The 20,301-nt window shown below is 69.5% G+C and carries 19 protein-coding genes; 8 read left to right on the top strand and 11 right to left on the bottom strand.

The features are described from left to right. Positions 1-103 precede the first annotated feature (103 nt). From J4H85_RS03530 to J4H85_RS03520, 3 genes are read left to right on the top strand one after another with little or no spacing between them, the layout of a single operon-like run. The gene (locus tag J4H85_RS03530) at positions 104-964 is read left to right on the top strand and encodes an ABC transporter substrate-binding protein (protein WP_208236903.1); all 861 of its coding nucleotides are present in this window, start codon (positions 104-106) and stop codon (positions 962-964) included. Between the two features lie 51 nt (positions 965-1,015). Continuing rightward, complete coding sequence (locus tag J4H85_RS03525) at positions 1,016-1,828, top strand: amino acid ABC transporter permease (protein ID WP_208236901.1); 813 nt, start codon at positions 1,016-1,018, stop codon at positions 1,826-1,828. Then, entirely contained in the window at positions 1,825-2,628 is an 804-nt protein-coding gene (locus J4H85_RS03520) for an amino acid ABC transporter ATP-binding protein (protein ID WP_243893312.1), read from the top strand. The genes J4H85_RS03525 and J4H85_RS03520 overlap by 4 nt, the downstream gene beginning before the upstream one ends. A gap of 36 nt (positions 2,629-2,664) precedes the next feature. Here the strand turns inward: J4H85_RS03520 and pyrE are convergent, their stop codons facing one another. After that, the gene (pyrE, locus tag J4H85_RS03515) at positions 2,665-3,219 is read right to left on the bottom strand and encodes an orotate phosphoribosyltransferase (protein ID WP_208236898.1); all 555 of its coding nucleotides are present in this window, start codon (positions 3,217-3,219) and stop codon (positions 2,665-2,667) included. A gap of 84 nt (positions 3,220-3,303) precedes the next feature. On the opposite strand from pyrE, the gene J4H85_RS03510 reads away from it, so the two are divergent. Beyond that, positions 3,304-4,146, top strand: a complete 843-nt coding sequence (locus tag J4H85_RS03510; RefSeq protein ID WP_208236897.1) for a Sir2 family NAD-dependent protein deacetylase — start codon at positions 3,304-3,306, stop codon at positions 4,144-4,146. A 63-nt stretch (positions 4,147-4,209) separates the two neighbouring features. Here J4H85_RS03510 and J4H85_RS03505 read toward each other — a convergent pair whose 3' ends face one another. The 3 genes from J4H85_RS03505 to ubiE all read right to left on the bottom strand — a co-directional run bounded on the left by J4H85_RS03505 (position 4,210) and on the right by ubiE (position 7,465). After that, positions 4,210-5,583, bottom strand: a complete 1,374-nt coding sequence (locus J4H85_RS03505) for an FAD-dependent oxidoreductase (RefSeq protein WP_208236895.1) — start codon at positions 5,581-5,583, stop codon at positions 4,210-4,212. A gap of 62 nt (positions 5,584-5,645) precedes the next feature. Beyond that, entirely contained in the window at positions 5,646-6,704 is a 1,059-nt protein-coding gene (locus tag J4H85_RS03500; protein ID WP_208236893.1) for a polyprenyl synthetase family protein, read from the bottom strand. Continuing rightward, a complete protein-coding gene (ubiE, locus tag J4H85_RS03495; RefSeq protein ID WP_208236892.1) occupies positions 6,701-7,465 on the bottom strand; it encodes a bifunctional demethylmenaquinone methyltransferase/2-methoxy-6-polyprenyl-1,4-benzoquinol methylase UbiE in 765 nt (254 codons plus the stop codon). Before ubiE ends, J4H85_RS03500 begins: the two co-directional genes overlap by 4 nt. Positions 7,466-7,546: 81 nt before the next feature. Here ubiE and J4H85_RS03490 point away from each other — a divergent pair, with 81 nt between their 5' ends. Then, on the top strand, positions 7,547-8,851 hold the full coding sequence (locus J4H85_RS03490; protein WP_208236891.1) for an isochorismate synthase: 1,305 nt from the start codon (positions 7,547-7,549) through the stop codon (positions 8,849-8,851). A gap of 18 nt (positions 8,852-8,869) precedes the next feature. Here the strand turns inward: J4H85_RS03490 and menD are convergent, their stop codons facing one another. Both menD and J4H85_RS03480 read right to left on the bottom strand, forming a co-directional pair. Beyond that, positions 8,870-10,663, bottom strand: a complete 1,794-nt coding sequence (menD, locus tag J4H85_RS03485) for a 2-succinyl-5-enolpyruvyl-6-hydroxy-3-cyclohexene-1-carboxylic-acid synthase (protein ID WP_208236890.1) — start codon at positions 10,661-10,663, stop codon at positions 8,870-8,872. Between the two features lie 3 nt (positions 10,664-10,666). Then, on the bottom strand, positions 10,667-11,155 hold the full coding sequence (locus J4H85_RS03480; RefSeq protein WP_208236889.1) for a PLDc N-terminal domain-containing protein: 489 nt from the start codon (positions 11,153-11,155) through the stop codon (positions 10,667-10,669). A gap of 83 nt (positions 11,156-11,238) precedes the next feature. Here J4H85_RS03480 and J4H85_RS03475 point away from each other — a divergent pair, with 83 nt between their 5' ends. Together J4H85_RS03475 and J4H85_RS03470 are read left to right on the top strand one after the other, a co-directional pair. Then, on the top strand, positions 11,239-11,559 hold the full coding sequence (locus tag J4H85_RS03475) for a DUF4229 domain-containing protein (RefSeq protein ID WP_208236888.1): 321 nt from the start codon (positions 11,239-11,241) through the stop codon (positions 11,557-11,559). Further along, positions 11,556-12,716 (top strand): FAD-dependent oxidoreductase, encoded by a 1,161-nt coding sequence (locus J4H85_RS03470; protein ID WP_208236887.1) that lies wholly within the window; start codon positions 11,556-11,558, stop codon positions 12,714-12,716. The genes J4H85_RS03475 and J4H85_RS03470 overlap by 4 nt, the downstream gene beginning before the upstream one ends. A gap of 33 nt (positions 12,717-12,749) precedes the next feature. Here the strand turns inward: J4H85_RS03470 and J4H85_RS03465 are convergent, their stop codons facing one another. The 5 genes from J4H85_RS03465 to J4H85_RS03445 all read right to left on the bottom strand — a co-directional run bounded on the left by J4H85_RS03465 (position 12,750) and on the right by J4H85_RS03445 (position 19,248). Further along, the gene (locus J4H85_RS03465; RefSeq protein WP_208237346.1) at positions 12,750-13,664 is read right to left on the bottom strand and encodes a 1,4-dihydroxy-2-naphthoate polyprenyltransferase; all 915 of its coding nucleotides are present in this window, start codon (positions 13,662-13,664) and stop codon (positions 12,750-12,752) included. 134 nt (positions 13,665-13,798) lie between these two features. Continuing rightward, complete coding sequence (locus tag J4H85_RS03460; RefSeq protein WP_208236885.1) at positions 13,799-15,001, bottom strand: AMP-binding protein; 1,203 nt, start codon at positions 14,999-15,001, stop codon at positions 13,799-13,801. A gap of 27 nt (positions 15,002-15,028) precedes the next feature. After that, complete coding sequence (locus J4H85_RS03455) at positions 15,029-16,465, bottom strand: MFS transporter (protein ID WP_208237344.1); 1,437 nt, start codon at positions 16,463-16,465, stop codon at positions 15,029-15,031. 72 nt (positions 16,466-16,537) lie between these two features. Then, positions 16,538-17,449 (bottom strand): 1,4-dihydroxy-2-naphthoyl-CoA synthase, encoded by a 912-nt coding sequence (locus tag J4H85_RS03450; protein WP_208236883.1) that lies wholly within the window; start codon positions 17,447-17,449, stop codon positions 16,538-16,540. 32 nt (positions 17,450-17,481) lie between these two features. Next, positions 17,482-19,248 carry an FAD-binding protein gene (locus tag J4H85_RS03445; protein ID WP_208236881.1) on the bottom strand — a complete coding sequence of 589 codons (1,767 nt, stop codon included), beginning with the start codon at positions 19,246-19,248 and terminating at the stop codon, positions 17,482-17,484. Between the two features lie 77 nt (positions 19,249-19,325). On the opposite strand from J4H85_RS03445, the gene J4H85_RS03440 reads away from it, so the two are divergent. Continuing rightward, complete coding sequence (locus J4H85_RS03440) at positions 19,326-20,297, top strand: LysR family transcriptional regulator (RefSeq protein ID WP_208236880.1); 972 nt, start codon at positions 19,326-19,328, stop codon at positions 20,295-20,297. Positions 20,298-20,301 lie beyond the last annotated feature (4 nt).

Genomic DNA, 20,301 nt, shown 5'->3' with positions numbered 1-20,301 from the left:
GTCCATACAGCTTAGTCAGTTGGTCCGACCATTAGCCACTGTCTGAGCGGAGTTCTTTCCGAAGAAGAGCCTGCTGGCACCGTCGCCCGAATGGAGAAACACCGTGACACGTTCAACCCGTCATCTTCGAACCTCTGCCGCCCTCGCGCTCGCCGGCGGAGTCATCGTCGCACTGGGCGGTTGCGCCCAGGGTGGCGACGCCAGCGAATCGGCTGCATCCGGGGACGCCGCGGTCTCGTCGCCGACCATCATCTCGGACGGCGCCCTGCGGATCTGCGCGAGCTACGGCAGCCCGCCCAACATCTACGTCGAGGACGACGGGGTGCCGATCGGCGCCGAGGTCGACATCGCGCACGCGCTGGCGGAGAACCTGGGGCTCGAGGTCGAGTTCTCGGAGTACAAGTTCTCCGGCCTCGTTCCGGCACTGCAGGCGAAGCAGTGCGACGTCATCATGTCGTCGTTGTACATCAAGCCCGAGCGCGAAGAGGTCGCGAACTTCGTGCCATACCTCCAGTCCGGCTCCGCCGTGCTCGTCACGCGGGACAACCCCGAGGACATCACCGGATTCGACGACTCGCTGTGCGGGACGAAGGTCATCGCCATCACCGGTGCGACCGGCGCGTTGAAGGCTGAGGAGAAGTCCGCCGAGTGCGAGGAGAACGGGGAGGCGCCGATCTCACTCACGCTCGCCGACGACATCACCTCGCTGCAGCAGGTGCTCGCGGGTCAGGCCGACGCCTTCATCGACACCGCCGAACTCGCGGGGTACTACGAGAAGCTCGGCGATTTCGAACTCGTCGGCGAACCGTTCGGCGACGTCACCATCGGAGCCGCCACGCTGAAGGACAACACCGAGCTGCACGAGGCCATGCAGGGCGCCTTCGACGAGATCGTCGACGACGGCACCTACGCGGACATCCTCGCCGAATGGGGCCTCGAAGCCCAGGACATCACCGCCCAGTAACACGATGGAACGTCGGTGGTCTGCACCGATGTACGAAGTGGAGAACAACGTATGACATTCGACTGGGTCTACTTCTGGGAGAGCCTCTTCCTCCCCAGCCCCAGGTTTCTCAGCGGGCTGGGCCTGACGATCGCGATCTCGATCGTCTCGATGGCGCTCGCGCTCGTGCTCGGGCTCATCATCGCCCTCATGGGACGCAGCAGATTCATCGTGCTGCGCATGTTCGCGAGCCTCTACATCTGGATCATCCGAGGAACACCGCTGCTCGTGCAGCTCGTGATCATCTACACCGGATTCGCCGCGGCGAACGTCTTCAGGTTCGAGGACATCACGATCGGCATCCTGGTGAAGGGCGCGGTGCAGGCATCGATCGTGGCGCTCATGCTGCACGAGAGTGCCTACATCTCGGAGATCGTGCGCGGCGGACTCGAGTCCATCGAGCGCGGGCAGACCGAGGCGGCCCTCTCGCTCGGTATGACCCCGCTCAGCTCGATGCGCTGGATCATCGTGCCGCAGGCGATCCGGGTCATGGTGCCCCCACTCGGCAACTCGTTCAACGGCCTCATGAAGAGCACGTCGATCCTGTCGATCATCGGCGTCTCGGAGATGTTCCAGGTGAGCACGAGCATGAGCGCCGCGACGTTCAAGGTCTTCGAGATCTACATCGTCGTCGCCCTGTACTACCTCCTGCTCACCACGATCTGGACGATCATTCAGACCGGGATCGAGAATCACCTCAACACGAAAGCCGGCCTGCCGCGCGCCGAATCGATCTGGAAGCGTCTCTTCGGGTTCCGCGCGAAGCGCGACCGCACCGCGCCGAAGAACCCCCTCGCAGACAAATTGGAAGGGGTCCCCGCATGAGCGAGAGTCCGTACACCACGCCGATCGGCGTGACCGATGGCCCGATCGTGCGCACCGTGGAGGTGAACAAGTGGTTCGGCGACCGGCACATCCTCACCGACGTCTCACTCGAGGTCTCGCGTGGCGAGGTCGTGGTGCTCGTCGGCCCCTCGGGCGCCGGGAAGACGACGTTCCTCCGCACCCTCAATCAACTCGAGCCGATCGACAGCGGCGAAGTGCACGTCAACGGAGAACGGATCGGGGAGCGGGTGCGCGAGGACGGCTCCGTGCGCCCCATGTCGGCGAAGGACCTCGCCCGACAGCGCGCGGACATCGGCTTCGTCTTCCAGCACTTCAACCTCTTCCCGCACATGACCGTGCTCGAGAACATCTGGCACGCACCGGTGCGGGTGAGCGGGGAGAAGCGATCCGACGCGATCGACTACGCCCGGGAGCTGCTCGACCGCGTCGGTCTGGCCGATCAGGCGGACTCGAGACCGCGCGCTCTCTCGGGCGGCCAGCAGCAGCGCGTCGCCATCGCCCGCGCTCTCGCCATGCGGCCGGCGCTCATGCTCTTCGACGAGCCGACGAGCGCGCTCGACCCCGAGATGGTGGGCGAAGTGCTGCAGGTCATGAAGGACCTCGCGCTCGCCGGCATGACCATGATCGTCGTGAGCCACGAGATGGGCTTCACGCGCGAGGTCGCCGACCGCGTCGTCGTCATGGACTCGGGGACGATCGTCGAGGAGGGGGATCCGGAGCTCGTCTTCACCGATCCCAGCCACCCGCGGACGCGGCAGTTCCTCTCGAAGGTCCTGTGAGACGTGTCCGCGCCCGCACCGGGCGCGGACACTCCGCTACTGGGGGTCGAGGCCGAGGTCGGCGAGCCCGATGGCGAAGCGGTACTCGTACCCCTCGGCCTCGATCCGCGCTTTCGCCGGCGCCTGCCGGTCGACCACCACGGCGACCGCGGCGATCTCGGCACCGACCTTCTCGAGCGCCGCGATGGCCTGCAGCGGGGACCCTCCGGTCGTCGACGTGTCCTCGACCACGACGACCCGCTTGCCCTCGAGGTCGGGGCCTTCGACCTGGCGGCCGCGACCGTGATCCTTCGGCTCCTTGCGCACGACGAACGAGTCGTACGTCTTGCCGCGCCCGGCACCCTGATGCATGATCGCCGAGGCGATCGGGTCGGCGCCCATGGTCAACCCGCCGACGGCGACGACGCCGTCGATGTCATCGATGAGGTCGAGCATGACCTGTCCGATGAGCGGGGCCGCTCGGTGATCGAGGCTCAGCTTGCGCAGGTCGATGTAGTAGGTCGCCCGCTTGCCGCTGGTGAGCGTGAAGTCGCCGTGAAAAACGGCTTCGGACGTGATCAGGTCGATGAGCTGGCTGCGCGCGTCGGTCATGCGCCTCATCTTACCGGCGACGCTCGCACGCATCGCCCGACGGCTCCCCCGTCGCGACCGCTAGAGTGGCGGTCGGGAGGCACCATGCAGACGGAAGGTTTCACGGACACCGACATCACTGCGCTCGCGGCACTCTTCGCCCCCGGCCCCGCGGTCATTCTGACGGGTGCCGGGATCAGCACGGACTCGGGCATTCCCGACTATCGCGGTGCCGGGAGTCCACCCCGCACACCGATGCGCATTCACGAGTTCATGGACGACCTCCGCTACCGGCAGCGCTTCTGGGCCGGTGCCGCAGTGAACGCCAGGCGCGCGCCCGTCATCGATCCGAACGCCGGCCACCTCGCGGTCGCCGCGTTCGAGCGCGCCGGTCGCCTGAACGGAGTCATCACGCAGAACGTCGACGGCCTGCACGGGCGCGCCGGCGCGCGCGAGCTCGTCGAGCTCCACGGCAACGGCGATACCATCCGGTGCACCGGCTGCGACCGCCGCTGGTCCCGCACCGAAGTGCTCGGCTGGTTCGAGAAGCTGAATCCCGGGTTCGTCGAGCAGCATCGGAACGCCGCCGTCAACCCGGACGGCGACGCCGAGGTCGGCGATGTCAGCGCCGTTCAGGTGCCGCAGTGCCCCCAGTGCACGGGCATTCTGAGACCCGACGTCGTGTACTTCGGCGAGTTCGTCCCCGTGCCGGTCTTCGCGCGGGCCGAAGCCCTCGTCGAGTCGGCTCACGCCCTCATCATCGCCGGGTCGTCGCTCGCGGTGAACACCGGGATCCGGCTCGTGCACCGCGCCGAGAAGCGCGGGATCCCGATCGCCGTGATCAACCGCGGCCCCACAGCGGTCGACGCGCGCGCCGATCTGCGCATCGAGGGCGGTACGACCGAGCACCTCGTCGCCCTTGCCGCTGCGCTCGGTGTGCGCGCCTAGCCCCGAACGCAGGAACGCCCCGGAGCCCGTCGGTGTCGGGCCCGGGGCGTTCCCGCGTCGCGTTCAGGACTCGCGAGAGATGCGCGTCATCTCGTCGCGCGGGACGACCTTCACGCGGGTGCGACCTGCCTGCTCGCCGAGCGACAGCTCGTGCTCATCGAGCCTGCGCCACCCGTCGATCGTCGTGAACGGCACGTCGCGAGACGACAGCAGCTCGGGGATCGCATCCGAATCGGGTTCCTCCGGCGTCCACCAGTGCTCACGGTCCGCGAGCAGGCATTCGAGCGTCTCCATGGCGTCGGACTTCGTGTGACCGATGAGGCCGACGGGACCGCGCTTGATCCACCCCGTCGCGTACACTCCGTGCAGCCGCTCGCCCGACGCGTCGATGACGCGACCCTGCTCGTTCGGGATCACGCCTCGGCGCTCGTCGAAGGGGATCTCGTCGAGCGGCGATCCGAAGTAGCCGACCGCGCGATAGAGCGCCTGCATCGGGACGACCTCGAACTCGCCGGTGTCGACGACGCCGCCCTGCCCATCGGGCGCGGTGCGCTCGACCTTCAGACCGACAACGCGTCCCTCCTCCGTCACGACCTCCACCGGCTTCGACCAGAAGTGGAAGTGCAGTCGGCGCGAGGCGTGCTCGCCGGACTCCTCGCGCGCCCGCTGCTCGTCGCGCCACTTGTTCATGACGCGCTGCATGACGATGATCTGCTTGTTCTTCGCGAGCGTCTCGTCCGCGTAGGTGTCGTCGATGTCGAAGTCGCGCTCGTCGATCACCATGTCGACATCGTTGACCTCGCCGAGCTCGCGCAGCTCGAGCGGCGTGAACTTCACGTAGGCGGGCCCTCGCCTGCCGAAAAGGTGCAGCTCTTGGATGGGATTCTGCTTCAGCCCCTCGTACACGTTCTCGGGAATCTCCGTGGGCAGCAGGTCGTCGGCGTGCTTGATGAGCATGCGCGAGACATCGAGCGCCACGTTGCCGTTGCCGACCACACCGACCTGCTCCGCCTCGAGCGGCCAGGTGCGGGGCACATCGGGGTGGCCGTCGAACCAGCTGACGTAATCGGCTGCGCCGTACGAACCCTCGGCGTCGATCCCGGGAATGTTGAGATCGGCATCGCGAATCGCACCCGTCGAGAAGATCACGGCGTGGTAGTGGCGCTTCAGATCATCGAGCGTGATGTCGGTGCCGTAGCGCACGTTGCCGAAGTAGCGGATGTCGCCCCGGTCCAGCACATCGCGCAGCGCCGTGATGATGCCCTTGATGCGGGGGTGATCGGGCGACACGCCATAGCGCACGAGTCCGTACGGTGCGGGCAGCTGCTCGAAGAGATCGATTTCGACGCCGAAGTCGCGTTCGGCCTTCAGCAGCAGGTCCGCGGCGTAGATGCCGGCTGGGCCGGCTCCGACGATCGCCAGTCGCATGTTGGTCATGGGTGCGTGCGTTCCTTCCGGGGTGGGCGGTGCGAGGGGGCGGTCGGTCACTCCGACCGCGATCAGCCCTCGCGGTTCACGATGGAGTCGGCCATGCGCTCGAGCGCGCGCTTGACCGATGATGCGGGGAGCGGCGCGAGCGCGCTGACGGCGTCGGTCGCCCAGCGATGCGCGGCGGCCTCGGTCTCACGCGTCACCTCGTGCTCGCGGAGCGCCTCGACCTCGCGGTCGAGCAGCTTGCCGTCTTCGCCTGCCGCGATGCGCTCGACACCCGCATCGATGCGCTCGAGCAGCAGTCGCGCGTCCGCGTCGCCGGCATCGGCGCGACGGCGCAGCAGCAGCAGCGGCAGCGTCGATACGCCGGCGCGCAGATCCGTGCCGGCACGTTTGCCCGTGCGATCGGCCGCCGGAGACAGGTCGATGACGTCGTCGATCAATTGGAAGGCCACACCGATGCGCTCGCCGTACTCGGTGACCGGGTCCGCGAACTCACGCGGACTGCCGCTGAACATCACGCCCATGCGCGCCGCCGTCGAGATCAGCGCACCGGTCTTGTCGGCCAGCACCTGCAGGTAGTGATCCACGGGATCCTCGCCGTCCTGCGGGCCGATGGTCTCGTGCAGCTGACCGAGGCAGAGCCGTTCGAAGGTCTGCGCCTGCAGCAGGATCGCCTCCTCGCCCATGCCCGAGACGAGGGTCGACGCCCGCGCGAAGAGCAGGTCGCCCGCGAGGATCGCGACGGAGTTCGACCAGACCGTCTGGGCGGCGGGAACCCCACGACGCAGACGGGCGTCGTCCATCACGTCATCGTGGTAGAGCGAGGCGAGGTGGGTGATCTCGATCGCCTGAGCGGCACGGCGCACGAAGGGGTTGGGCCCCTCACCGAGCTCGCTCGTGAGCAGGGTGAGCATCGGCCTGATCCGCTTGCCCCCCGCCTCCATGAGGTATCGGGTCGGCGAATCCGCAACACCGGAGGTGAAACGGAGGTGCTCGAGCAGCTCGGCCTCGACCACGGCGAGCTCATCCTGTAGCCGCTTGGCGTGCCTGCGATCTTGCGCGCCACGGAAGAGGCGCATGGGCAGCGCCTGCGTCGCGGTGTCTTCGGCGATCGGGTGAGTCATGCGTCGTCCTCAACAGTCGAATCGTTCTGTCCGACGGTGGCCGTCGGCACGGTGAAGGGGACGAACCCGCGGTGCAGGGCGACGATGCCCCCCGTGAGGTTGCGGTAGCCGACACGCTCGAACCCCGCATCGCGCACCCACTGCGCCAGTTCGTTCTGCGCCGGCCAGGTCTCGATCGACTCGTTGAGATAGCGGTAGGCTTCGGCGGCATCGTGATTGATGGCCCCGGCGATGCGCGGCAGCACGTGCCGACCGTAGAAGGTGTACGGAACACGGACGAGCGCCGACGCGGGTCGCGAGAACTCGGCGATGACGATCCGACCGCCCGGCTTCACCACGCGGCGCATCTCGCGCAGCGCCTGACGCGGATCCTGCACATTGCGCAGTCCGTACGAGATCGTGGCGGCGTCGAAGGCGTTGTCGTCGAACGGCAGCGCGGTCGCGTCGGCCTGCACGAACTCGAGCAGCGGGTTCCCCGCGTGACGTCGCTCCCCCTCATCGAGCATGCCGCGCGAGAAGTCGGCCACCGTCACGGATGCGCCGTGCTGGGCGAGCGCCGCAGCCGAGGACCCGGTCCCACCGGCGACATCGAGAATGCGCGCGCCCGGGCGCGGATCGACGGCCCGCGTCGTCGCGATGCGCCAGAGCCGGGAGTTGCCTGCGCTCAGCACATCGTTGATGAGGTCGTATCGCGGCGACACGGCGTCGAACATGTTCGCGACGTCGGAAGCGAGCTTGGTGGAGGTGTCAGCGCGGGTCACCCCACTATGCTAGCCCGTTATCCTCAGTGGTCTCGGGTCTGATCCCACGTTCGCAGCGAGGCGGAGGGGTAGATTGTCAGGGTGTCCAGCGAACCCCAGGTGCCCCGCCTCGTTGCGGTGACCCGTCCCCTGGACCGCATTCCCGACATCATCGCCCTCGCGGACCCCGAGAATCCGCTCGTCTGGACGCGAGGCGATCGCGGGTGCGTCTGCATCGGAGAAACACTGCGTCTGACGTTCACTGGCCCCGACCGCTACGCGGAGGCGGCCGCCGAGTGGCGTCGGATCGCCGAGCTGACGACCATCGACGACCCCGTGCGGCTGCCGGGAACGGGGCTCGTCGCGCTCGGCACCTTCGCCTTCGCCGCGGAGAGCGGAACCACGAGCGTCCTGGTCGTGCCGCGCACGTTGATCGCGCGACACCGCGGGTCGGCGTGGATCACCGAGATCCGCGTGACCGATGCGGACGGTGCGGAGAGCTCCATCGAACAGCTCGCCGGCGCCATGCCGCAGCTGCCCGAAGCCACCCCGCTGCGCCCCTGGACCGGCACCGCACTCGGCACCCGCGCCGCCGAGGGCGCTCCGGGCGTCGCGGCGTACCTCGACGGTGTCGATCGTGCGGGAGCACTCATCGCAGAGGGTGCGCTCGAGAAGGTCGTGCTCGCGCGCCAGGTCGCCGGCACTATCGAGGGCGATGCGGACCTGCGCACCCCGATCACCCGCCTCGCCGTGAGCTACACCGACTGTTGGACCTTCGCCGTCGACGGTCTGATCGGTGCGAGCCCCGAGACGCTCGTCCGATCCACCGACGGCGCCGTCTCCGCGCGCGTCCTCGCGGGGACCAGGCGTCGACACCGCGACGACGAGCCGGCCGACCTGCGCGCGCGCAACGAGCTCCTCACCAGCCCGAAAGAGCAGCACGAGCACGCGTTCGCCGTGCAGAGCGTGGTGACCGCGCTCGCACCGCACGTCCGCTCCCTGCAGACGAGCGAGGAACCGTTCCCGCTGCGACTGCCGAACGTCTGGCATCTCGCCACCGACCTCGGAGCCACGCTCTCGGAGAACAGTTCAGCGCTCGAGATCGTGGGCGCGTTGCACCCGACCGCGGCCGTCGCCGGCACGCCCACTGCGGCCGCGATCGCCGCGATCGCCGAACTCGAGCCGTTCGACCGCGGCCGCTATGCTGGCGCCGTGGGATGGATCGACGCCGCAGGGGACGGCGAGTGGGTCATCGCGCTGCGCTGCGCGCAGGTGGATCCCCCGTCCTCAGGCGAGCGAACCGTTACGGCGAGCGCGGGAGGCGGCATCGTCGACGGTTCGAACCCGGAGCACGAGCTCGCCGAGACGGTCTCGAAGTTCCGCCCCGTCACCGACGCCTTCGCGTAACCGTCGAGCGCGAGCCGCTCACCGGGCGACCGGCACCTCGACGAGGGTCGGTTCCGTCACCGGGGAGGTGCAGAGTCGGTCGAGTTCGACCCGCGACTCCACGCGCACGTACCGCCAGCCGTAGGCCTGCGCGAGCGCCTCAAGCCGCACGGCCTGCGGGGTGTACATGACCCGGTCGAACGCTTCGGCCCCGGCGGTGCCCGCGACCTCGAGTCCGTCGAAGATGGTGCCGCCCCCGTCGTTCGCGACGAGCAGCTGCACCCGAGGGCGCGTTTCACTCGGGGGCAGGAACAGGGATCCGGCGTCGTGCAGCAGCGCCAGGTCCCCGAGCAGCACACGGGTGGTGCCCGCGGCGCGCGCCGGATCCTCATCCGCCTGACTCGCCGCCGCAATGCCGAGCGCCGTGGCGATCGTCCCGTCGATCCCGGCCACGCCCCGGTTGGCGTGCACCGCGACACGGCGCGGTGCCGCGAGACCGTCCAGCACGCGGACCAGTCGTGACGCCGCGAGCACGAGGCGGTCGTGCGGCCACGTGGCCCGCCACACCGACTCGGCGAGCATCTCACGGGTCAGCGGCTCGCGCATGCTCGCGACCTCGGCTCTGGCGTACGCGTTGCGGTCCTTGTACCCCTGCGCCGTCGCGGCAGTCACGTCGGGCTCGTGCACGGTCGATCGCTCGGCCACGATCTCGCGATCGCGCACCACCCACGCGCCGAGCCACCGGCGCATGCCCCGAGGATCGTGATCGTCGGCGACCACGGCACCCCGCACCACCCGAGCACCGCGCGACGGGTCGTAGTGCTCGGCGTCGGCGTGCGGATCGATCACGACGACCTCGACGTCGTCTCGCTTGAGCAGCGCCGGAACCTGCCGCGTGAGCGTGGGGTGCCCGAACACGATCGCCCGCTCGACGAGTCCGCCGACCGACGGGTCGTCGAGGAGGGTGGCGTACGCGGCGATGGCTTCGCGCCCGAATCGCGCTCCGCTCACGACTTCGGCCAGGAGCGGCAGGCCGGCCGCGCGGGCGAAGGCCTCGGCGCGCTCCCCCGCACCCGATCCGGCGATGACCACGGTGAGCGCATCGTCCCCGTGCACGTACACGTCGGACGTCTGGGCCTCCTCCGCGGTCTCCCCAGCGCCGGCGGGGACGGGCGGTCGCATCTCGTCGTCGTTCCCGGTGGCCCGACGGCCACCGTCTGCGGCAGCATCATCGACACCGGCGCCCTCCACCTCTTCCGGCCCCGAAAGGGGTTCCCGGAACGCGAGGTTCAGCTGCACCGGACCCGCCGCGGACCCGCCGTCCATGCCGGTCGCCGCATGCACCGCCCGGCGGGCGAGCGCACCGACCGCAGCGCGGCCGCTCTCCGCGTCCTCCGGGGGAGGTGCGTCACATGACCAGCGCAGCACGTCGCGGAACAGCCCGGACTGACGCGTCGTCTGATTGCTGCGAATACCGCGCAACTCCGCCGGGCGATCAGCGGTCAGCAGGATCAGCGGCACCCGGCCCTCGGCGGCCTCGACCGCCGCCGGCGCGAGATTCGCGACCGCCGAACCGCTCGTCACGACGACCGGCGCCGGCATGCCGGTTTCACGTGCAACACCGAGCGCGAAGAACGCGGCAGACCGCTCATCGATGCGGACGTGCAGGCGCACCTCGCCCCGCGCCTCAGCGCTCGCCGCCGCGAGCGCCAGCGCCTGCGACCGGGACCCCGGGCACACGACGATGTCGCGCACACCTTCCGAGACGAGCGCGCCGATCAGACGTGTCGCGAACGCCTGCGCCGGCGACGCCCCTGCGGGACTCCCGTTCACGAGCTACGAGCGCCCGGGTGCCGTGCCGTCGTCCTCCGCACCGGTCTCCGGCCCGTCGCCGGGCTGCTGGCGGGGCTGCGGGTCCGGCGCGGATTCCGACTGCGCACCCGGTTCGGGTCGCGCGGACGCGGATCCCGCGTCCGTTTCTCGCGGCGCTTCGCCCGGGTACACCTCGTCGTCGAGTTCGCGGAGTCGATCCTCGAGCTCGCGCATGTGGTCGTCGAGCTCGGAATCCGAGAGTCGCGTACCGGTGAAGCGCGGATCCTCGTCAGGAGCGGCTCGGCGCTGCGCGGCGAGGTTCTCCGACCGAGCGCCCTTGCCGATCGTGAACCAGAGAATGCCGCCGATGACGGGCAGCACCACGATGAGGACGACCCAGACGGGCTTCGACACTCCGCGCGACCGTGCGGAATCGGTCACGGCTGCGTCCACGAGGGAGTACAGCGTGAAGGCGGTCGCGAGGACGACGCCGATGATAATGAACCGCACCATAGGTGTATCGTACCGGCGGACCCTGGTATCCAGATCAGCACCACATGATGAGCACTCAGGCGCGCTCGGTAGAATCGGGGCCTGTGAGCACTCGCACCGCCTGGACCGTCTACACCATTCTGCGTCTCGTGTTCTTCGCGGTGCCGTTCACGATCCTGTACTTCGCACTCGGGTGGAGTTGGTGGCTCGCCGCGGTCATCGCCACGATCATCGCATTCTCGCTGTCGATCATCTTCCTCAGCCGCCAACGCGAGACCGCGTCCGAGAGCATTCACGACTGGCGGCAGCGCACTCGAACCGCCGACGACATCATCGAAGACGATGCGGTCGACGAGGCGTCGCTCCGCCAGCGCGCCGAGCCGGATGCCGGTGAGCCTGCGTCGGATACCGATCAGCCGCGATGAACGCGCAGGCGCTCGAGACGCTGCACGTCGACCAGATCGTGGTCGGGGGCGGTGCCATGGGGCTGGCCACGGCGTGGCAGCTCGCGGCGCGCGGTACGCGGGTACTGCTGCTCGAGCGATACGCTCCCGGTCATCTGCGGGGCGCATCGCACGGTGCGACCCGGAACTTGAACAACGCATACGACGAAACGCACTACCTCGACCTGTTCGATGAGGCGACCCGCCTCTACGCCGATCTCGAGCGGCGCTCGGGCGAGCAGCTGCTCACCCGCTGCGGCCTCGTCACCCACGGCGCCGGCGAGATCGTGCACGGCGCCCATGCACAGCTCACCGCACGCGGCAGTCGAGCCGAGCTCGTTGCGAACGCCGACGCCCGCGACCGCTGGCCGGGCATCGCATTCGAGGGCGCCGAGGTCCTCTTCGCGGCCGACGCCGGACGCGTGCACGCTGCCACAACGCTCCAGACGCTCGTGGCCGTCGCCCGTGCGGACGGTGCCGACCTGCGGTTCGGGTGGCAGGTCACCGGTATCAGCGAGCGCCCCGACGGGGTGACGGTGACCGCGACGGACCCCGATGGAGACACCCGACGTTTCGGCGCCGATGGCGTGATCGTGACCGGCGGCGCGTGGAGCGAACAGCTGCTCTCCGGCCACGTCACGCTGCCGCCCCTGCGCGTCACCGAGGTGCACCCCGCGCACTTCGCGTTCCGCGGCACGCACGCCCACCTCGAGGCCGACTGGCCGTCGTTCAATCATTTCCGCGGCGGAACCGCGACCGACCCGCGCGAGGGCGCGGCGTACAGCATGCTCACCCCGGGGGAAGGCGTCAAAGTCGGTCTGCACGTGACCGGGGAGGCGATCGATCCGGATCGCCGCGCCTTCCGAGGCTCGGACGCCTGGCGCACGCGCCTGGCCGAGTACGTCGCCGAGTTCGTTCCGGCGCTCGACCCGACGTCGGGCGTCGAGCTCAGCTGCACCTACACGTCGACGCCGACCGGCGACTTCGTGCTCGATCGGTCAGGTCGCATCACATTCGGCGCCGGCTTCTCCGGGCACGGCTTCAAGTTCGTCCCGGCGATCGGCCGCATCCTGGCGGATGCCGCGACGGGAGTCGCGCTGCCGCCCGCGCCGTTCCGGCTCCCGGCGCACGGCGCGTAAGGTCTCATCGTCCGATGAGAACGGCGCCGGCACTCAGAAGGCGAACGCCGCCCCGATGAGCGCGGCGTAGGCGAGCGACGCGAGACTCGTGAGGGCGAGCGCGCCGATGAGCTCCTTCGCCGTCTTCGCGAGCAGCACGATGAGACAGCAGGGAATCACGGCGAACAGCACGAGCCAGACGAGCACCATGCCGGGGTACACGAGACCGTAGAGCGCCGGAACCGCGAACGGCAGCAGCACGCACACGACGTAGAGGATGCGCGACGCGCGATCCCCGAGGATGACCGCGAGGGTGCGCTTGCCCGCGAGCTTGTCGGTCTCGATGTCGCGCACATTGTTGGCGATGAGCACCGCCACCGCGAAGAGTCCGACACCGGTGCCGGCGAACCAGACCTCCTGCGTCTGAATGTCGGTCTGCAGCCACGTGGTGCCGACGGTCGCGACGAGACCGAAGAAGATGAACACCATGACCTCGCCGAGCCCCGCGTAGCCGTAGGGTCGCTTGCCCCCGGTGTAGAACCACGCGGCGAGAATGGCGACGACGCCGAGCGCGAGGAACCACCAGCGCTCGCTGAGCACGACGGCGACCAGGCCGCAGACGGCGGCGAGCGCGAAGAACGCGAGGGCGACGGCGAGCACGCGCTTCGGGTTCACCAACCCCGACCCGGTCAGGCGAGCCGGGCCCACCCGGTATGCGTCGGTACCGCGGATGCCGTCGGAGTAGTCGTTCGCGTAATTCACACCGATCTGCAGGAACACCGCGACGCCGAGAGCGAGCAGCGCGAGCGGCCACGAGAAGTCGCGCACGAGGTGGGCGATGCCGGACCCGGCCACGACCGGTGCGATCGCGAGCGGGAGCGTCCGCAGGCGTGCACCGCTGATCCAGTCGCGAGCGGTGACGCGAGGCCGAGCGCCGGCGTCCACCTGTTCTTCGGCTGCGGCGCGCATCGCCGGGTTTCCGGATCGACGTCCGTCACGCGACTTCGACTGGTTCACGCACTCTCCCCATCTCGTCCCTCGATCGGGGCACCCGCCTCACCGGCCGATGCCCACCCTCCAGGGTACCGCGCCCGGGTCGGGCCTCAGCTGTGCCGAGCGGACTGGCGGAAGCTGTCCCGGAGCATCGTGATCCGCTCGCGCACCCGCTGCAGGTCGGGCTTCCCATTCGCGAGCCGCGGCATCTCATCGATCTCGGTCGCCCACGCCGGTACGGCGGCGACGCCGAGTTCGCCCCGCACCCGCTCCTGGAGGTCCGCGAACCCCACCGACTCATCTGTGCCGTCGGCGATGGCGCGGACGAGTCCTGGGCGCTCGCCCCACTCCGCGTCGGCGACCGGAACGGCGACGGCTTCGCCCCACCCGTCGTGCTCGCGTACGACCCGCTCCACCTCGTCGAGCGAGACATTGATGCCGCCTGAGATCACGACGCGGTCGAGTCGTCCCGTCACCGTCAGCATGCCGCCGAGCAGCTCACCGGCGTCGCCGGTGCGGTACCAGCGGGCGCCGCGATCCTCGATGAATGCCGCGTCCGTCAGTGCCGCGTCGCCGAGGTACCCCTCGGCCAGCACCGCGCCCGCGATCTGCACCTCGCCCTCGCGGATGCGCACGCGGGTGTCGCCGATCTCGACGCCGTCGTAGACGCAGCCCCCGGAGGTCTCGGTCATGCCGTAGCTGCGGCGCAGCTCGAGTCCGAGTGCGTGCGCGCGGCGGCGCGACTCGAGCGAGACGCCCTGACCTCCGACGAGGATCGCCGCGAACCGGCGCAGCGTGTCGGCCGCGCCGCGATCCTGCTCGGCCAGGTCGAGCACCCGCGCAAGCTGCACCGGCACCAGCGAGGCGTACCGTCGCTCCGCGTCCATCGACTCGGCCCGCTGCACGAACACCTCCGGATCGAAGCGCCCGTCCGGTCCGTCGCAGAAGACCGGATCGGTGCCGGCGACCAGGCTGCGGATCAGCATCTGCGCGCCGGCGATGAGGTGCACGGGAAGCGCGACGAGCCACTGCCCCGGACCCCCGAGCGCTTCGTGCGTGGCCACGGCCCCGGCGCGCAGCGCCTCGGCTGAGATAGCCACCGACTTCGGAACACCCGAGGACCCGGACGTGCGGATCACCAGCGCGGTCCCCGCAGGCAGCGGCAGCTGCAGCACCTCGTCGACATCGGCGGGATCCGCCCCCGGTGCGAGCGGAAGAACAGCCGGGCCGTCCGAGAGCGCATCGGCCAGTGCCGCGAGGAGCCAGGCTCGGTCATCGGTCGGGACAGCGCGGAGCGGGGTCGAAGAACTCACCCGACCAGGGTACTGCGGACCCGGTCGCTATCGGAGCGGAATGTTGCGGGTCGGGATCGACGGCCGCTGCTCCTCGGGCGGCGTCCGCGGGATCACGAACGTGAGCACGGTCGCAATGGCGGCGGCCACGATCGCGATCCAGAAGCAGGTCTGGAAGGCCGCCGTCGTCGGCACCGCCACGTCGCCCACCTGCACCGACATCGAGGCGAGCACGCCGCCCATCACGGCGGACGCACCCGACGTGCCGACCGAGCGGAACAGGGCGTTCAGCCCGTTCGAGACGCCCGTCTCCCGCGCGGGAACGGCGTTCATGATGATCATCGGCATCGCCGCGAAGGCGAAGGCGATGCCGACGCCGATGATCGCGTTCGCGACCACGATGTGCCATACCTCCGACGACCACAGCAGCACGAACGTGTACGCGATCACGATCGACGCCGTGCCGATCGAGAACAGCGGGCGCGCGCCGAACACCCGCTCGAGCATGCCCGAGAGCGGTGACAGGAACATCATGATGAGGCCGGCCGGCATGATGCACAGCGCCGCCTCGATCATGGTGAGACCGAACCCCACGCCCGATTCCGTCGGCATCTCGAGGAGCTGGGGGAACGTCACGTTGGAGGCGAAGAGCGCGAAGCCCATGCCGATGCCGGCGAGGTTCGTCAGCAGCACGGGCGCCCGCGATGCGACCCTGAGGTCGACGAGGGGCTCCGCGACGCGCAACTGGTAGACGCCCCAGCCGAGCATCGTGACGACACCGACGATGACGGATCCGAGTGCGAGCGGCGAGGTCCAGCCCCAGTCGGCTCCGCGCGACACGAAGAGCAGCAGACCGGTCAATCCGATCGCGAGGCCGATCGCACCCGGGATGTCGAGTCGGCCCGGGTAGACGAGGGTGTCCTCGGGGACGAGGAACAGGTTCGCGACGATGCAGACCACGCCGAGGCCCGCGGACATCCAGAACAACGCGTGCCAGTCCGCCGTCTGCGCCACATATGCGGCGAGCGGCATACCGATCGCACCGCCGACGCCCATCGTCGCGCTCATCAGCGCGACGGCGGTGCCGAGCCGCGCGGGCGGCAGCACATCCCGCATGATCGCGATGCCGAGCGGGATCACGCCCGTCGTAATCCCCTGCAGCCCCCGGCCGATGATCACGCCGATGATCGACTGCGACAGCGCCGCGACGAGCGACCCCACGATGAGCGCCACGAGCAGCACGAGCACCACGCGCCGCTTGCCGTACATGTCGCCGAGACGGCCCGAGATCGGGGTCGCGACGGCGGCGACGAGCAGCGTGATCGTCACCACCCAGGTCGTATCCTCGCGAGACGCGTCGAGCAGGCGCGGCAGCTCGGCCTGCAGCGGCACCACCAGCGTGAACATGAACGCCGAGGTGAGCCCCGTGAATGCGAGAGCCGTCACGACGGCCCAGGAAGGAGGTCGTCGCGTCAGATTCTTCATCACCGGCCCATGCTAGTCGATCGGCGTCGGGCCGGCTCGGGGTTGCGCGATCCCGGGTCGATGTCTGCGCGGTCAGAAGTGGTACGGGAAGGCCGACCAATCCGGATCGCGCTTCTCGAGGAACGCGTCGCGCCCCTCGACCGCCTCATCCGTGCCGTAGGCGAGGCGTGTCGTCTCACCGGCGAAGAGCTGCTGACCGACGAGTCCGTCGTCGACGGCGTTGAAGGCGTACTTGAGCATGCGGATCGCCGTCGGCGACTTGCCGAGGATCTCCCGCGCCCACTCGATGCCGGTCGCCTCGAGCTCGGCGTGCGGCACGACGGCGTTCACGGCGCCCATCTCGTAAGCGCGCTGCGCCGAGTACTCGCGGGCGAGGAAGAAGACCTCGCGCGCGTTCTTCTGACCGATCTGCTTAGCGAAGTAGGCGCTGCCATACCCGGCGTCGAAGGATCCGACGTCGGCGTCCGTCTGCTTGAACTTCGCGTGCTCGTCGCTCGCGATCGAGAGGTCGCAGACCACGTTCAGAGAGTGCCCGCCACCCGCAGCCCACCCCGGAACGAGCGCGATGACGACCTTCGGCATGAAGCGGATGATCCGCTGCACCTCGAGGATGTGCAACCTCCCGGCCCGAGCGGACTCCTCGGGTGCGACCTCGGACTCGGACTCCGCGTACTGGTACCCGCTGCGCCCGCGGATGCGCTGATCGCCGCCCGAGCAGAACGCCCACCCCCCGTCGCGCGGAGACGGACCGTTGCCCGTCAGCAGCACCACGCCGATGCGCGGGTTCACCCGCGCCCGCTCGAGCGCGTCGTACAGCTCGTCGACGGTGTGCGGGCGGAACGCGTTGCGCACCTCGGGCCGGTCGAACGCGATGCGCGCGATCCTGCCGTCGAGACTGAGGTGCGCGGTGATATCGGTGTATGCGGTGTCTGGGGCGACGACCCACGATGCCGGATCGAAGATGTCGGAGACCTGCTCTGTCATGTGCTTCAGGCTACCGGGAACCGGCGCGCGACCTACTCGACGAGCTTTCCGGCGACCGAATCGTCCGCGGCCGCTTCGGCGAGGAGGCGGAACTCCTCGGGCGCGTCGGCGAGCGGCTCGAACGCTACGCCTCCGGTGGGGGTCCAGACCATGTTGCCGGTGAGATCGTTGTTCTGCTCGGGGTGATCCGAGCGGTTGTGGCACCCGCGCGTCTCGCGGCGCTCGATCGCGCACTCGAGCGTCGCTCGGGCGGCGAGGAGCGATCCGGCGAGGTCGAAGGCGTGGGCGAGATCGTCGAAACCGGCGATGTCGGGGTGGGCGGTGACGCGGGTGGCCCGATCCTCGAGGTCGGAGAGCTTGTCGAGCCCCTCGGTGAGGCCCGCCTCGTCGCGCACCACGCCGGCGTGCGCGGTCATCACGTCGCGCAGCGCGCGCTGCAGTCGTCGCGGCGTCTCGTGCGCAGCCTCAGGACTCGCGCCGTCGGTGAGCAGACGCTGCATCTCGTCGCGCGCGGCGCGGACGACCTCGGGATCTCGACGGACGGATCCGATGCCCCGCACGTACTCGGCGGCGTCGGTGCCCGTGATCCGCCCGTAGACGAGCAGCTCGATCAGCGAGTTGCCGCCGAGGCGGTTGGCGCCGTGCAGACCGGACGACGCCTCGCCGATGGCGTAGAGGCCGTCGACGCCGGTGCCGTGATCCTCGGGACGCACCCAGACGCCGCCCATGGAGTAGTGCGCGGTCGGCGCTACCTCGATGGGCTGCTCCGTGATGTCGAGCATCTGCAGGTCGATGAGATTGCGGTACACCCGGGGCAGGCGACTCAGGATCTGCTCGCGCGGCAGGTGCGACACGTCGAGCGTCACGGCGCCGTTCGCGGTACCGCGTCCCTCGGCGATCTCGGTGTAGCTGGCAAGGGCGACGCGGTCACGGGTCGAGAGCTCCAGGCGTTCGGGATCGTAGCGCTCCATGAATCGCTCGCCGAGCGCGTTGCGCAGGATCCCTCCCTCTCCGCGCGCCGCCTCGGAGACGAGGGTGCCGGCCACATCGCTCGGCTCCACCAGCCCGGAGGGATGGAACTGCACGAGCTCGGCATCGCGGATCTTTCCGCCGGCGAGCGCCGCGAGCCGGAAGGAGTCGCCCGTGTTCTCATCGCGGCGCGATGAGGTGTTGCGCCAGATCCGCGTGTGACCGCCCGCGGCGAGGATCACGGCATCGGCGTGGATCACGACGGGCGTCCCGTCGACGATGTCGAACCCGTAGGCGCCGAAGATGCGGCCGTCGGAGGTGAGCAGGCGGGTGATGTAGATGGTGTCGACGATCTGCACGCGGAGCTCGGAGGCGCGGCGCATGAGCGTGCGCTGGATCTCGAGTCCGGTGTAGTCGCCGGCGTAGCAGGTGCGCCGGTACCGGTGCGCGCCGAAGAAACGCTGGCTGATCCTGCCGTCGTCTTCGCGGGCGAAGGGCATGCCCCAGGCGTCGAGTTCGGCGATGCCCTGCGCTGCACCGCGCGCCACGACCTCGACGATGGCGGGATCGGCGAGGAAGTACGACTCGCGCAGGGTGTCGGCCGCGTGCTGCTGCCAGGTGTCCTCCGGATCCATGGTGCCGAGCGCGGCGTTGATGCCGCCGGCGGCGAGCGTCGTGTGGGCGTCGTGGGCGCGGCGCTTGCCGACGGCGAGCACCTGGACGCCGCGTTCGGCGAGTTCGATGGAGGCACGGAGTCCGGCCCCTCCGGTGCCGATCACGAGAACGGAGGTGGCGAGCAGTCGCTCGGGAGCGTGTGTCGAAGTGGTCATGCGCCCACGCTAAAAGTTCGCTCTCGATTACTCCAATGAATAGTGCTGATCATCTCGATGCGTTTACGCTATCGTTCATGAACCTCGAACAGCTCCGCAGCTTCGCCGAAGTCGCGCGCATCGGCCACTTCACTCGCGCGGCCGAACGACTGCACGTCGCGCAACCATCGCTGAGCCGTCAGATCGCCGGCCTCGAGACCGAGTTCGGCGTCGACCTCTTCCATCGCGCGCGCGGTCGCGTCACGCTGACGGCGGCAGGCGAACGGCTGCTCCCGCTCGCACGTCGCATGCTCGCGGATGCCGAAACCGCGCGGGGCGAGATGGCCGAACTCGTGGGACTCGCCCGCGGCCGAGTGCGGTTGGGCGCGACCCCCACACTCTGCACCACGCTCGTGGCCGAAGCGCTCGCCGTGTTCCGATCCCGCTTCCCCGACATCGATGTGGAGATCGTCGAGCGGGGTTCGCGATCCCTCATCGAGACGCTCGGTGAGGGCGGACTCGATCTCGCGCTGATCGTCACCAGCGCCTCTTCAGGCACGGGCCGCGCAGCTCTGACACTCGACCCGCTCTTGCGGGAGCGGCTCGTCGCAGTCTCTGCCGCGGATGCGCCCGACCCGTTCGCGGGCGACACCGACCCGGGGGCGCCCATCACCGCCCTCTCGCTCGCGAGACTCGCCGACACCCCGCAGATCGTCTTCCCGGAGAGCTACGACCTGCGCGTCGCCCTCGACGCCGCGTTCGCTGCAGACGGCCTCACCCCGAAGGTCGCCGTCACGGGGGCCGAGATGGATGCGACGCTCAGTTTCGCCGAGCGCGGCATCGGCGTGGCCGTCGTACCGGCGATGGTCGCCCTCGAACGACCGAACCTGCGCATCACCCCGCTCGCGGACCCTGACCTCAGCCGCACCATCAGCGTCGCCCGCCGCGCCGACATGCCGGCCACCCACGCCAGCGCGGCGTTCCGCGCGGTCGTCGGCGAGGTCGCGGCGAACCTCGCGCAGACGCACCCGCGGCAGCCGCGCTACCTGGAACGCGTCCGGTCGACGTGAACGC

This window comes from Leucobacter tardus (assembly GCF_017583045.1).
GTDB lineage: Bacteria > Actinomycetota > Actinomycetes > Actinomycetales > Microbacteriaceae > Leucobacter > Leucobacter tardus.
The sequence above is the reverse complement of the archived record's forward strand: the minus strand, read 5'-3'. Positions and strand labels throughout refer to the sequence as shown.